Here is a 12,933-nt window from a genome sequence, read left to right on the forward strand (position 1 = left end):
GGAAGTATGAACGGAAGATGAACAGTGTATTAAGGAAGCGTCACCGTAAAGATCGTCCCTTCGTCGGGCATGCTCTCTGCATGAATGTCTCCATTGTGGAGGGAGATGATTTTCTTGACGATGGAGAGACCCAGTCCGCTGCTGGTTCGTTCATGACTGCGGGACTCGTCCACTTTATAGAAACGCTCAAAGATCTTTTCGATATGGTCGGGATGGATGCCGATTCCCGTATCCTCGATCCTAAACGTGATGCCGCTTTGTTCCTTGTGAAGGGAAAGACGGATTTCACCTCCAAAGGGAGTATATTTTATGCTGTTGGATAAGAGGTTCTCGAAGGCCTGGTAAAGAAGGTCTGCGTTCCCTGAACAGATCACCTCATCCGCCTCCAGTGAGAGGGCAAGGTCTTTTTCTTCCCACAGCCACCTCGTTTGGCTAATGAGAGTTTGAAGCATCCCAGTCAAGTTAACGGATTCACATTTGATGAATCCATCATCCTTATCAAGAGAGGCAAGGGTCAAAAGCTGTTTGCTTACCTTTGCCAAGCGGGTGCTTTCAGATTCAATCACCTTGGTGTAGGCCTCCTGTTCCTCTTTGGAAAGAGAAGGGGAACGGAGCAGATTTGCATAACCTTTCATGGAGGAAAGAGGTGTCTGAATTTCATGGGATACATTTGCAACGAATTCCTGACGCATTTGTTCTACTTGCATCAGCTGTCGACTCATGGACATAAATGATTTGGCCAATGTCCCGATTTCATCCTGTCGGTTTTCCTTCAGCTGTATGGAATAATCCCCGCCGGCGATCTTCTTTGTAGCGACGGTGAGCCCCCTGATCGGTTTCACCAGATACCTTGTACTGAAGAAGACAATCAGCATGCTGAGGGAAATCGTCAGGAGGAGCAGGATAGCCAGCAGAATGTGGATCTCATTGAACTGCTGCTTGATGTCCGGTCTCATGAACAAGGCATGCGGTTTTCCGTCAATTTCAATCGGGACACCGATCGAGTTGGACAATTCATTTGAGAAAAAACCTGTCACAAATGTGGTGGAGGGATATTCAGCCATGCCGTGGTATGTATCGCCATTCACTACATTCTTTATCACTTTGGGCGACAAGGTTCGATTCCGAAACTCTTCTCCATAAAAGGTTCCGTCTCCCTTTTCATCTGTTACGTAAAATTGATAACTGAGTTTAGCCGTCTTTTCAAAAAAAGTGGATTCGTCCATGGAGGCAGCTTCGAATAGGTCCACTACGTCATTGGCGATTTCTGTGTTTTTCTTATCATTGGATGGTTTTAAAATCTTCTGGTAGTAAAGGTTCGAGCCGATAAAGGCGATCACGCTGCTTATCATCATGATGAAAAGGGTGACAACAACGATCCGGATATATAGGCTCTTCATTTGTGTACCTCCAGTTTGTATCCGACTCCACGTACGGTCGTGATTGTAAAGGATTGGGAAGAATCCTGGAACCGTCCACGCAGTCTTTTAATATGGACGTCGACGGTTCGGTCATCCCCTTCAAAGTCCATTCCCCATACATGCTGGATGAGCTCATCCCTGGTAAAGGTCCGGTTTGGAAAGCTGGCAAGATAATATAAGAGTTCAAATTCCTTGAGGGGGAGGACCACCGTTCTGTTCCCGGCCTTTACCTCATAAGATCGTTTATCAAGAGCCATGTCTCCCAGGCGCACGGTTTGGGAACCTGCCCGGTCGAATCGTCTCAAGATCGCCTGCACCCGGAAGAGGAGTTCTTCTTTTTCAAAGGGTTTCACCATATAATCATCGGTCCCTGCCTGGAATCCTTTCGCTTTATCGGTGAGACTGCCCCTGGCCGTCAACATAATGATCGGGATGTCATAGTCAGACCTAATTTCTTCTGCCAGCTGAAATCCATCTTTATTCGGCATCATCAGATCGACAATGGCCAGGTCGACGGGTTGATGGAGAAGACTGACGGAAGCCGCTTCGCCGTCCGTTGCCTCTGTTACCAGGTATCCATTTTGCTCCAAATACACCCTAACGAGCTTTCGCAGATTGGGATCATCATCAACCACAAGGATCGATATCATTACGGCACCTCATTTCTGTTTGCGATTATTATGATTTCACTTTAGCACAAGTGACGGAGAGGAAACCAATTTATGACGAAACGCCCTCCCCTTGGATATAATAATAGGAAAATATGATTTCACCCATATCTTTTTTCCGTACTTATCCGTTATAGAAGTGAGAGGATGCAAAGGAGTGAAGACTATGCAAATGAGGTCGGTGTACAACAGGGACGATGAGGGAATGGAAGAGATGGTTCTCAAACTGTTACGATACTGCTATTTTCTGACGAAGGACAAATGGGACGGGGAGGATCTTGCTCAGGAGTCTGTTTGTAAAGCACTCAGCCGATACCCTGAATCTTTGGATTGGAGTTCTGCCTTACTGAAGAAAATGGCGTATCATCTTTGGATTGATAAAGGACGGAAAGAAAGCAGGGAAATGATCGGTCCCGTTCCTGAATATGCTTTAGAACATCATTCAAAAGAGTGGATCAGTCCCGAAATGATTCAAATGATATCACATGAATTGACTCCAAAGCAGCTGGTTTCATTCGTATTAAAGGAAGCGTTTCAGTACAAGATTTCTGAAATCGCTGGTCTGTTGAACCTGAAGGAAACCGCTGTAAAAGCCTTACTGAACCGTGCCAGATCGAAAGTGAAAAAGATCTCAGACGATGATGAATGGGGCGGAAGTGAACGATATGAAAACGATACTCTTCAAAGAGAGCTGAACGCGATTTTATCCCGGAGCCTGAAAGCACAGGATCCCAGTCTTTTGATCGCCTACATCCCGACACTTCTTGCATATGGTCAGGTCCATATGGTGACACCGGCATCTCCGTCGTCTTCGCACGTCCTCTCAATGGCTGCATAACGAATGAGGGAGGAAGTATATATGAATGCAATACCCTATGTGATTGAACAATCCGGTAAAGGGGAGCGCTCCTACGACATTTACTCACGATTATTAAAGGACCGAATCATCATGGTGAGTGACGAAGTGAATGATCAGATGGCTAATAGTATTGTGGCACAATTGTTATTCCTGGCAGCGGATGATCCGGATAAAGACATTTCCTTATATATCAACAGTCCGGGGGGATCGACTTCCGCAGGGTTCGCCATCTTTGATACGATGGAGTATATCAACCCCGATGTACGGACGATCTGCACGGGGATGGCGGCTTCATTCGGGGCGATGCTTCTGTTAGCAGGTGCGAAAGGGAAACGATTTGCCCTTCCGAATAGTGAAATCATGATTCACCAGCCTTTGGGAGGAGCGCGTGGTCAGGCGACTGATCTTGAAATTTCGGCAAAGCGCATCCTGAAATTAAGGGAGCATATCAATGAAATCATAGCTGAGAAAACAGGGCAATCTGTAGAGAAAGTGGCCTTTGATACAGATCGTGATTATTTTATGAGTGCATATGAAGCAAAGGAATATGGGATCATCGATGAGATTATTGAGAAGAAAAAATAAGGATGAGAGGAACGGTCGATACGGCCGTTCTTTTTGTTTTAGTTCGTCTATTGAACGACTGGACGTGTACCTGGTACATTTCACTGGAGTTGTACCAGGTACAACAGGGCACAATCATTAAGAAAAATATGGTAAAATCGTCTGTGGATGAGAAGGAGGGTATCAATTATGACGCTGATGATTTTATTGGGATTTATATGGGTGTTGTTTTTTATGAGAAAGTCCGGAGGGAAACCATATAGAGTGAAATGGATATTATCGCTCAATAAGCACAATTGGTTTCAAAATCCCTGGTTGATTGGTGCTTTTTTATTTGGAATGAACCTCCTTTTATTTGGGTCAACGGCGTTGATCTTGTACGGTATCACCTTCATGATGATTCCATACATTCATCTTGTAATCATGGTGGGGGCAGTTGTTTCCAGTATCCGCGTGTGGCAATCGATTGTCTATGCAAGAGACTGGGGGAAATGTGAAAGGTTGAAAGTGGGTTTGTTGGGAAGCGGTTTTTACTTGTTTCTGTTTTTGATTATCCTTTATAAATGGATGACGTACGTCCCTCAGTATCCTGGCGAAGACGAATTCATGAGTATGATCGGTTTTTTCATTGGAGAATTGGTAACGGGTATGGCGTTCATCATTTGTTTTGTGATACTTGTTTTTCTTCCAGTTGATAAGCGTGTATAGGAGGATGGCGATTTCTTTCTTTTTATGAACCATTCTATTATCCTTGTAGAATAGATACTGATGAAAATGAGGGTTTAGCATGAAAACAATACATAGCGATGTGATTCAATTTCGTGGATCTCATTACGATTTTGGTTATATGCAGGGAGAAAGAATAAAGGATTCGATCACGGTCAGAAACCGGGAAAATCAATGGAAAGTACGTAAGCCGCGCTTCTCCATCAGCATTGAAGAAGCAAAGGGAGCCATCAAGCGATTTGCCCCAGGGCTCTGGGATGAACTCCTTGGCTTACAGGAAGCACTCCAGTGGCCGATGGAGCGGGTGCTGAAGGAGTTTGGCGGCTACCGGGTGGATTATGTGAAGTCCGGATGCTCGATCATGACGGGTAACGATTATCTGATCAGAAATTATGATTACCATCCCAAAACCTATGAGGGACGCTATACGTTCTTTCAACCAACGGATACAGGATACGCGATCATCGGTCCAAGTCAGCGCGTGACTGGCAGGATGGACGGCATGAACGAAAAAGGCCTGGCGTTGGGGTATAACTTCATGCACCGGAAAAATCCCGGTGATGGTTTCATCTGCTGCATGATTGGACGATTGATCCTCGAATCGTGTAAAGATGTTACCGAAGCCGTTGATATGTTGAAGGAGATTCCGCATCGGCACTCATTCAGCTATGTCGTGTATGACAGGAGCGGGGAAACGTTTATCGTGGAAACCTCACCGCGCGGGGTAGAGGTAAGACAGGAAAATGCGTGTACCAATCATTTTGAAATCATGACCCATGAGAATAGAAATCACCTGGTCGATTCCAAGCGAAGATTGAGCATAATCAAGGAAACGGGTGAGCATGACGCCCGTAGTGCCTTCCGATTAATGAATGACAGTGATAAAGGGGTGTTCTCGGATCTTTACGGCAGCTGGGCCGGCACGATACATACATCGGCTTATTTTCCGAAACAAATGAAAGCATGGTTTGCCCTTGGCGGGGATCGGGAGCCTGTTATCTTTGATTTTGCTGAATGGCTGAATGGTAAGGATGTTGAACAGGAGAAAATGACAGGCAAAGTGGATACTGACATTCCGTTTGTTCATATGGATGAGGGAGCGGATTGGTTCGGGAATTAAATGTAGGACTTCAGGTTTACTCCTGGAGTTCTTTTTTTGTGTATGGTTAGCGACGTAAATTCCATTTTACTAGAAGAATTTTTCTGATTTTTCCTTAAATGTAGGGCTTTTAGGCGGTTTTACGATATTTTGCAATAGTGACAAAATAGTCACATAGTTTTTGGATATTGAATCAGTATAATAGAACTAGAAAGGTTTTGTAGGAGGGATGCGAATGAGTCATCAGAAGAGAAATTGGCTTGAACGACTAAGAAAGATGAAGGGGTACAGCCAAGAAGAAATTGCCTATTTAGTTCATATCGACAGGTCCTACTATTCAAAAATTGAAAGTGGAGTTAGAGTACCAAGCAGGAGGCTGGCAGAGAATTTGGCAGACTTGCTGAATTTTCACGTTTCCGTCTTCGAGTTAGAGGAAAGTCCCTTTCATTTCGCCCTGCAAGATTCCCCGATGGTAATTGCCCATTTTGATTTAGAGTTGAGATATACATGGATTTTCAACCCCCATCCGGACTTCGATCCCGTTTCAGTAATTGGTAAGCGGGACGTGGAATTAGAAGATAATGACGGCACCAGGGAATTAATGAAATTAAAGCAAGAGGTCATTAACATTCGTACATCCATTAGAAGGAATATCGCTTTTCCAATATCCGATCAAACATATGAATATGATGTTACCTGCCATCCCTTATTTAATCATAAAGGTAAACTGATTGGAGGAAGTTCTGCCTCCACTCAGCTGATTAAAGAAGAGGTAAAGGCCGCGGATTATGAAATTCCCTCCTGATAAGATTGTCCAATTGAAGTGAGAGAGGGGTGTACACATGCATGATTCTGTCTTAACGAACTTATTATTGAATTTTTTATTTATTGTAGTGGGACTCTTGCTATTCGCCCTTTATTACGATGTGACAAAGAAGCAGCCTTCTAAAGGAATCGTCATCATTTTTTCTACGGTTACGATTCTGTTATGTGTAATGTTCAGTCATAAGCTTACAAATGGAGTTTATGTCGATTTAAGAAGGATACCCTTTTTTCTGGCCAGCTTATATTTTGGACCGGCCGTATCATTTGTTTTGATGATCATCATCATAGCGTTACGTTACTTGATCATCGGGAGCGGGCTGATCCATTTAGTGATCCTAAACTATTTTATCACTTTTTTAATTTTGGCAGCCTTTTCTAAAGGTTTCCTGAGGGCTAAGAAAAAAGTGAAAATGTTCTTTACCGTTGCCATCTGTTTTAGCATGACGATCTTTAATCTCCTGTTTGGTTATATCAATTCAGCCGAAATCTCAGTGGATGAGTATCTTTATCTTGTGATCATTCCTTTGGCTGCAACCATGATCTCTGTGATGATAGCGGAAATGATACGGAAGGTAATGATGTTGAGAAAAACATTTTCTCAACATGAAAAGCTGAAAGTGGTGAGTCAATTGGCTGCCAGTATTTCTCATGAGATACGGAATCCCCTAACATCCTCCAAAGGATTCCTGCAGCTTGTTCAAGAAGAAAGAAACGAAAAAACACAGAGGGAATTTATTGAGCTGTCTTTAAAAGGGATTGAACAAGCCACACATGTCATAGAGGAATATTTGACCTTCACGAACTCAGCTGTGGATAAAATAGAGAGTATTGATGTAAAGCACTCCATTCTTGAACTGATTGAAACCCTAAAGAATGAGGCTGGACAAGTTTCATTCCACTATCAGCTTATCGATGACGTGTATGTGGATGGTCAACGCAAGAGCTTTCGGAAATGCATTGGAAATATACTATTAAATGCCATAGAATCCATGCCACATGGTGGGGAAGTATCAATTACCATGGTCGAGGAAGAAAACCTTTTGATTTCCATTTCTGATTCTGGCCAGGGGATGACGAAGGAACAAATTCAACGGTTTGGAGAACCCTTCTTTACGACAAAAGATGAAGGAACGGGCCTTGGGATGATGGCAGCCACCATCATTGTACATTCCATGAAGGGTAAAATCGAGGTCGAAAGTGAACTGAATAAGGGTACAACGGTCACAATTCAATTGGATAAGTCCCTGAAGACAGAGGCAGGGTGAGTATAAAAAAAGGAATCCCGGTAGTGGGATTCCTTTTTTATTACACAAACTTCACGATGTCTTCATAAGGACGGCGTGATTTCGGTGCAGGTTCATTGACTCGGTACCCGAATGCAACCATGACAGAAATACTGAAACTGCCGTCTTCAAGTAAGCCCTCTTCATCCAGCAGCTTATTCATTTTCTCAATGTCAAAGCCTTCGATCGGACAGGAGTCGACCCCGATCTGGGCAGCAGCCGTCATCATATTGCCAAGGGCTAAATAAGTCTGCTTTCCGGCCCAGTCGTATAAAGGACGATCACCTTCAAGTAAATCGAAATCAACCTTCTGGAACTGTTCGATCCGCTCTAAGTATTTTGCCAGATGATCCGCAGGCATGTTCTTTTTATTTTTGAAATGATCCTGTAAATAGTCTGAATCGTACTTGGTATCCTTCTTAGTCCTCGCAAGGATCACGACGAAATGACTGGCTTCCGGCAGTTTTCCGTATGCTCCCCACGCAGTGTTCTTGATCTTTTCTCTCAGTTCAGGATTTTGGATGACCACAAATCTCCATGGTTCGAACCCGAATGAGCTTGGTGAAAGTCTCCCTGTTTCCATAATGAACCTGAAATCGTCATCGGAAACCTTCTTGTTCGGATCGAACTCTTTCGTTGCATGTCTGAAATGATAAGCATCTAAAATGTCTTGCTTGATTTGTTCTTTTGTAGACATTGAACATTCACTCCTTAATCCTTTAATTCCAACATGTTTAATTTACCACAAGTTCAGGAGGTTAATCATGTGATGTGTTTGAAGAACTTTTTCAAAGGGATGGTGCCTGTTTTCTTGAACATTGGCGGGGGTTTCCATTTTAAAAATCTACAAAAATATGAAACTTTGTTTGACATTTTAGGGGTGAAGGGAATAAGATGAACATATAATTTGCATCAGGGAAACTTTTTAACACAAATACAATATAATTTACCGGAGGAATGAAACATGTCCGAAGTCAAAACGATGCCTCTTTCAGAATGTAAGCCAGGGGACCGTGTTCTTATAACATCATTATCCTTAGAAGGTACGATGAGAAGAAGGTTATTGGATCTGGGGTTTGTAAGGGGATCAGAGGTAGCGGTCGTTCAAAAAAGTCCACTGGGGGACCCCATGGCCTTTCGGGTGAGTGACACCACGATTGCCTTGCGGAAAGAAGAAAGTTCAAGGATTCATGTTGAGAAAATAGGAGGTGCGTAAGGATGGATTCATACAGAATTGCCCTTGCAGGAAATCCGAATACGGGGAAAAGTACATTATTCAATCTATTGACGGGTTTACGACAGCACACAGGGAACTGGCCGGGAAAAACAGTCATTCATGCAGAAGGTGAGTTTAAACATAACGGGACGGATTTCACCATCGTCGATCTGCCCGGGACCTATTCCCTTTACTCCAATTCAACAGATGAAGAGGTAGCGAGGGATTACATTATTTTTGATAAACCGGATGTGACGCTGGTTGTACTTGATGCCACATCCCTTGAACGAAATATGAACCTTGCTCTTCAAGTGATGGAAATGACGGATCGGGTCATCGTAGCCTTGAATTTAATGGATGAAGCGAAGAAAAAAGGAATTGAAGTAGATAGTGAAGCACTCCGCGAAAAGCTTGGTGTTCCAATAGTGAAAATATCGGCTAGAAATAATACGGGCATAAAAGAGTTATTAGATACTGTCCATGAAATGGCAAGAGGAAATGTACCGACCACTCCATATCGCATGACGTACTCAAATGATATTGAAAAAAAGATTGAAGAACTGTCTCCGAAGGTACGGCAGATGATCGGGGAAGAGTTTCCGATTCGATGGATTTCCCTGCGATTATTAGATGGAGATGAAAGCATACTCAACTCGTTGAATGATTACTTCCGGAGGGAACGAAAGGGAGGAGGAATGACGAATGTCTCAGTCAATGCAACCACATGAGGGAGATCAGGGCCTCGCGTATTTATTCAATCATGCCAAAGGGATGTCGAGTGACAACCTGCGGGATGAAATTGTAGAAAACATTTACTCCACGAGCAGAGGGATCTGCAAAGAGGTCGTAAAATATAAAAATAAAGAACGGATTCATTCTGAAAAGCTGGATAAAGTGCTGACTTCCCCGATTTGGGGATTCCCGATCATGCTCGCCATGCTTGGAGCGGTATTTTATCTGACAATCGCGGGGGCGAACGTTCCATCCAGCATGCTGGCACAAGGGTTCGCCTGGATGGAAGGGCAGCTGACCCTGCTCTTTAATGCTATGAATGCACCTGCCTGGCTCCACGGAGTACTGGTTCTCGGGTTCTTCAGGGGTACCGGTTGGGTGATCAGCGTCATGCTTCCACCGATGGCGATTTTCTTTCCTGCTTTTGCGCTACTTGAGAATTACGGATATTTACCAAGGGTCGCATTCAATATGGACCGACTCTTTAAAAAAGCGGGAGGTCATGGGAAACAGTCATTGACGATGGCAATGGGCTTCGGCTGTAATGCAGCAGCCATCATGTCTACCAGGATTATTGAATCCCCAAGAGAACGGATGCTAGCCATCCTGACAAATAACTTTGTACCATGTAATGGACGCTGGCCGACGCTGATCCTGCTTTCTTCCCTATTCATGGCAGCGGGATATGCCGGTGGGATGGCTTCCTTTGTGACTGCCGGTATGGTCATGAGCATGGTGTTGATCGGGATTACCGTTACCATTGCCGTATCATGGGTGTTATCCAAAACAGCTCTTAAAGGAGTTCCCACTCATTATACACTCGAGTTACCTCCCTACCGTCGTCCGAAGATCTGGAGTACCGTCTTGCGCTCCAGTAAAGATAAATCCTGGTATGTGTTAAAAAGAGCTGTGATCGTGGCCGCGCCGGCTTCGATCATCACGTGGATCATCGCGAATATCCATATCGGTGACACGAGCATTCTCATGCACTTTGTTGAATTCCTCGATCCGTTCGGGCAGGCACTAGGGATGGATGGTTTCATCCTGGCAGCCTTTATTATCGGACTGCCGGCCAACGAAATTGTCGTACCGATCCTGATCATGGCTTATCTTTCTCAAGGGGCGATGCTTGAGCTTGATGACCTCACAGAATTAAAAGCGGTTTTCGTCAGTCACGGCTGGACTTGGTTAACTGCACTGAATATGATGCTCTTTTCCCTGCTCCATTTCCCTTGCGGAACGACCCTTGTGAATATTTACAAGGAAACGAAAAGCAAGAAATGGACGTTCATGTCCTTTGCGATCCCGACAGCGATTGCGATCGGGGTCACCTTCCTGGTGGCGACCATTGTCAGGGCATTGGGCTGGGTATAAACCAACTGGAGAAGCAAATCCTTTTTTATAGGGATTTGCTTCTTGTTGTTTCTGAAAGGTCTGATTAAAAGTGTTACGATTGAAGAGTGCATACGCCAGGTTTACAAGGAGATCACGATGAAAGAACATGATTATGACAAATTGCTGAATATCAAAACGGGTGATCGACAAATAGGCTTCCACAGATCCTTTCACTATCATCGTTATGAACCGACCCCCTATGCGGCCCTCGAGGAGTTATTTCAGCATTATGAACTGAAACGAAGGGATCGGGTCGTGGATTTCGGATGCGGGAAAGGACGATTGAACTTCTTTCTTCACCACCATTTTCAAACGACAGTCGTCGGGGTGGAAATGAACGACGAGTTTTACGGGGACTGTATGAAGAATCTTTCGACCTACCGTGAAAAAACAAAAATCAAGAACAACTCGATTTCCTTTTGCCATTGCCTGGCTGAGGATTATGACATTCACCCGGAAGACAATCGCTTTTACTTTTTCAATCCGTTTTCTGTACAAATATTTATGAAAGTGATCAATAATATTCTCTTTTCAGTGGAAGCTTTCCCCCGTGACATCGAAATTCTTCTGTACTACAGCTCGGATGACTATGTTCATTATCTGGAGGAACATCCGTTATTTGAATTGCTTAAAGAGGTATCATTAACGGGGCAATTTGAGCAGAATGCATATGAACGGTTCTTGGTATATGGATTGATGTATTAATCAGAATTTTTGATTTATCCGCTTTCATATCGGAGAATGAGGAGGAAGACAGAAACAGAGTGGAGGCGGATTTGAGTGAGAATATTAGTTGTAGGTGCAGGTGCCGTCGGTGGTTACTTCGGAGGCAGATTGGCAGAGAAAGGCGAGGACGTCACCTTTCTAGTCCGGGATAAAAGGGAGCATCAGCTGAAAGAACATGGATTGCAACTGGAAAGCGTTCATGGCGATTTTCGTTTTCAGCCGAAAACCCTTAAAGCTGAGGAAAAAGCAGAGCCGTTTGATGTCATCATTTTGTCGACCAAGGCCTATCATTTAAATGGGGCAATCGATAGCCTGACCCCTTTTGTAGGAAAAGACACGATGATCCTTCCATTATTGAACGGAATGTCACACATCGACGACCTGATTGAAGCCTTCGGGGAAGGAAAGGTGATAGGGGGCTTATGCTTTGTCGAGTCAACATTGGACGAGGCCGGAAAAGTCATTCAGACAAGCCCTATCCATGACATGGTGTTTGGAGAGAGGAATGGAGAAAGGACTTCAAGAATTGCCAGGCTGGAAGAAGCATTCTCAGGAACGAAGGCGAACTTTCGTTTATCCGATACGATCGAGGGGGAAATGTGGCATAAATATCTCTTTATCACCACTCTTTCAGGTGTGACGTCCCTGTATCGTGCCCCGATCGGTCCGATCCGGGAGACCGGTGAAGGAGAACGGCGGATCAAGGCGGTCCTATCTCAGTCAGCGAGGGTCATGAGGAATTTGGAGGCGCCCCTCTCTAAAAATATTGAAGAAGCCCTTTTCGACAAAATCAAGGGGATGGGGTACAGCATGAAGTCTTCCCTGCAGCGGGATATGGAGAAGAATCTGTCCGTGGAGGCCGATCATTTATACGGTTATTTACTGGAGGCTGCTGAAAGCCAGGATGTAGAGGTACCTGATTTACAGTTGATTTATGGGAATTTGAAGATTTATGAGATTGCGAGTAAGTGAGAGATGTGACATCAGATGCCTTTTGGGGGTGTCTGATGTTTTTTTGGTTCTATAATATTTGTTGGGGTTCTTACACAATTTGAACATAAAAAATGCACGTAATCATCCAGTCTTTTATACTTGAGTTGTCGAGAAACAAGTATAGATTGGAGATACGTGCATAATGAATTCTAACATAATTTTACCGGGTTTTGAAGAAGCATTGGTTACGAAAATGGAGGAAGTGGAAGAGAGACTTTGTGTTTATGTAGAAATGCCAGTTACAGCTCACAAATGTCCGGTTTGTGCTACTTTCACCTATAAGATTCACGATTATCGTATACAAAAAATTAAGCATTTAAAGCTGTTTGAAAGACACACACTCATCTTTTACAAAAGAAGAAGATATGCTTGCCCTTGCGGGAAGAAGTTTGCGGAAAAGAATCCCTTTGTGAAACGATACCAACG

General features: G+C 44.0%; 15 protein-coding genes. 12 read left to right on the forward strand and 3 right to left on the reverse strand.

The genetic code is table 11. The annotated features are described in order from the left end of the window. Positions 1-29: 29 nt before the first annotated feature. Both AM506_RS07335 and AM506_RS07340 read right to left on the reverse strand, forming a co-directional pair. Positions 30-1,400, reverse strand: a complete 1,371-nt coding sequence (locus AM506_RS07335) for a HAMP domain-containing sensor histidine kinase (protein WP_060671831.1) — start codon at positions 1,398-1,400, stop codon at positions 30-32. Further along, positions 1,397-2,071, reverse strand: a complete 675-nt coding sequence (locus AM506_RS07340; protein ID WP_060671832.1) for a response regulator transcription factor — start codon at positions 2,069-2,071, stop codon at positions 1,397-1,399. Before AM506_RS07340 ends, AM506_RS07335 begins: the two co-directional genes overlap by 4 nt. Before the next feature lie 184 nt (positions 2,072-2,255). Between AM506_RS07340 and AM506_RS07345 the strand changes: the two genes are divergently transcribed. From AM506_RS07345 to AM506_RS07375, 6 genes are all read left to right on the forward strand, one after another. Further along, a complete protein-coding gene (locus AM506_RS07345) occupies positions 2,256-2,927 on the forward strand; it encodes a sigma factor-like helix-turn-helix DNA-binding protein (RefSeq protein WP_060671833.1) in 672 nt (223 codons plus the stop codon). A gap of 21 nt (positions 2,928-2,948) precedes the next feature. Then, positions 2,949-3,533, forward strand: coding sequence for an ATP-dependent Clp endopeptidase proteolytic subunit ClpP (gene clpP, locus AM506_RS07350; RefSeq protein ID WP_060671834.1), 585 nt, complete (start codon positions 2,949-2,951; stop codon positions 3,531-3,533). A gap of 168 nt (positions 3,534-3,701) precedes the next feature. Beyond that, on the forward strand, positions 3,702-4,220 hold the full coding sequence (locus AM506_RS07360; protein ID WP_152968545.1) for a hypothetical protein: 519 nt from the start codon (positions 3,702-3,704) through the stop codon (positions 4,218-4,220). A 79-nt stretch (positions 4,221-4,299) separates the two neighbouring features. Continuing rightward, positions 4,300-5,358: a C45 family autoproteolytic acyltransferase/hydolase gene (locus tag AM506_RS07365; RefSeq protein WP_060671837.1), complete on the forward strand. Its 1,059-nt coding sequence runs from the start codon at positions 4,300-4,302 to the stop codon at positions 5,356-5,358. Positions 5,359-5,572: 214 nt separating this feature from the next. Continuing rightward, positions 5,573-6,142 (forward strand): helix-turn-helix domain-containing protein, encoded by a 570-nt coding sequence (locus AM506_RS07370; protein WP_060671838.1) that lies wholly within the window; start codon positions 5,573-5,575, stop codon positions 6,140-6,142. A 37-nt stretch (positions 6,143-6,179) separates the two neighbouring features. After that, on the forward strand, positions 6,180-7,427 hold the full coding sequence (locus AM506_RS07375) for an ATP-binding protein (RefSeq protein WP_060671839.1): 1,248 nt from the start codon (positions 6,180-6,182) through the stop codon (positions 7,425-7,427). A gap of 40 nt (positions 7,428-7,467) precedes the next feature. On the opposite strand, the gene AM506_RS07380 is transcribed toward AM506_RS07375, so the two are convergent. Then, the gene (locus AM506_RS07380) at positions 7,468-8,142 is read right to left on the reverse strand and encodes an NAD(P)H-dependent oxidoreductase (RefSeq protein WP_060671840.1); all 675 of its coding nucleotides are present in this window, start codon (positions 8,140-8,142) and stop codon (positions 7,468-7,470) included. Positions 8,143-8,409: 267 nt separating this feature from the next. Here AM506_RS07380 and AM506_RS07385 point away from each other — a divergent pair, with 267 nt between their 5' ends. From AM506_RS07385 to AM506_RS07410, 6 genes are all read left to right on the forward strand, one after another. Beyond that, complete coding sequence (locus tag AM506_RS07385) at positions 8,410-8,661, forward strand: FeoA family protein (protein ID WP_060671841.1); 252 nt, start codon at positions 8,410-8,412, stop codon at positions 8,659-8,661. A gap of 2 nt (positions 8,662-8,663) precedes the next feature. Then, the gene (locus AM506_RS07390; RefSeq protein WP_060671842.1) at positions 8,664-9,389 is read left to right on the forward strand and encodes a FeoB small GTPase domain-containing protein; all 726 of its coding nucleotides are present in this window, start codon (positions 8,664-8,666) and stop codon (positions 9,387-9,389) included. Next, positions 9,376-10,767, forward strand: coding sequence for a nucleoside recognition domain-containing protein (locus AM506_RS07395; RefSeq protein ID WP_060671868.1), 1,392 nt, complete (start codon positions 9,376-9,378; stop codon positions 10,765-10,767). The genes AM506_RS07390 and AM506_RS07395 overlap by 14 nt, the downstream gene beginning before the upstream one ends. Positions 10,768-10,884: 117 nt before the next feature. Next, complete coding sequence (locus tag AM506_RS07400; protein WP_060671843.1) at positions 10,885-11,493, forward strand: class I SAM-dependent methyltransferase; 609 nt, start codon at positions 10,885-10,887, stop codon at positions 11,491-11,493. Positions 11,494-11,568: 75 nt separating this feature from the next. Next, positions 11,569-12,486: a ketopantoate reductase family protein gene (locus AM506_RS07405; RefSeq protein WP_060671844.1), complete on the forward strand. Its 918-nt coding sequence runs from the start codon at positions 11,569-11,571 to the stop codon at positions 12,484-12,486. 163 nt (positions 12,487-12,649) lie between these two features. Continuing rightward, on the forward strand, positions 12,650-12,933 hold a 284-nt coding region (locus tag AM506_RS07410), incomplete at its 3' end, for a transposase family protein (protein ID WP_160316856.1).

The sequence above is a fragment of the Rossellomorea vietnamensis genome (assembly GCF_001305855.1).
GTDB lineage: Bacteria > Bacillota > Bacilli > Bacillales > Bacillaceae_B > Rossellomorea > Rossellomorea vietnamensis_A.

Coding starts and splice junctions, on each gene's coding strand:
- AM506_RS07340 (WP_060671832.1), bottom strand. CDS start 2,071: ATGATATCGATCCTTGTGGTTGATGATGATCCCAATCTGCGAAAGCTC.
- AM506_RS07335 (WP_060671831.1), bottom strand. CDS start 1,400: ATGAAGAGCCTATATATCCGGATCGTTGTTGTCACCCTTTTCATCATG.
- AM506_RS07365 (WP_060671837.1), top strand. CDS start 4,300: ATGAAAACAATACATAGCGATGTGATTCAATTTCGTGGATCTCATTAC.
- clpP (WP_060671834.1), top strand. CDS start 2,949: ATGAATGCAATACCCTATGTGATTGAACAATCCGGTAAAGGGGAGCGC.
- AM506_RS07390 (WP_060671842.1), top strand. CDS start 8,664: ATGGATTCATACAGAATTGCCCTTGCAGGAAATCCGAATACGGGGAAA.
- AM506_RS07360 (WP_152968545.1), top strand. CDS start 3,702: ATGACGCTGATGATTTTATTGGGATTTATATGGGTGTTGTTTTTTATG.
- AM506_RS07345 (WP_060671833.1), top strand. CDS start 2,256: ATGCAAATGAGGTCGGTGTACAACAGGGACGATGAGGGAATGGAAGAG.
- AM506_RS07375 (WP_060671839.1), top strand. CDS start 6,180: ATGCATGATTCTGTCTTAACGAACTTATTATTGAATTTTTTATTTATT.
- AM506_RS07380 (WP_060671840.1), bottom strand. CDS start 8,142: ATGTCTACAAAAGAACAAATCAAGCAAGACATTTTAGATGCTTATCAT.
- AM506_RS07395 (WP_060671868.1), top strand. CDS start 9,376: ATGCAACCACATGAGGGAGATCAGGGCCTCGCGTATTTATTCAATCAT.
- AM506_RS07400 (WP_060671843.1), top strand. CDS start 10,885: ATGAAAGAACATGATTATGACAAATTGCTGAATATCAAAACGGGTGAT.
- AM506_RS07385 (WP_060671841.1), top strand. CDS start 8,410: ATGTCCGAAGTCAAAACGATGCCTCTTTCAGAATGTAAGCCAGGGGAC.
- AM506_RS07370 (WP_060671838.1), top strand. CDS start 5,573: ATGAGTCATCAGAAGAGAAATTGGCTTGAACGACTAAGAAAGATGAAG.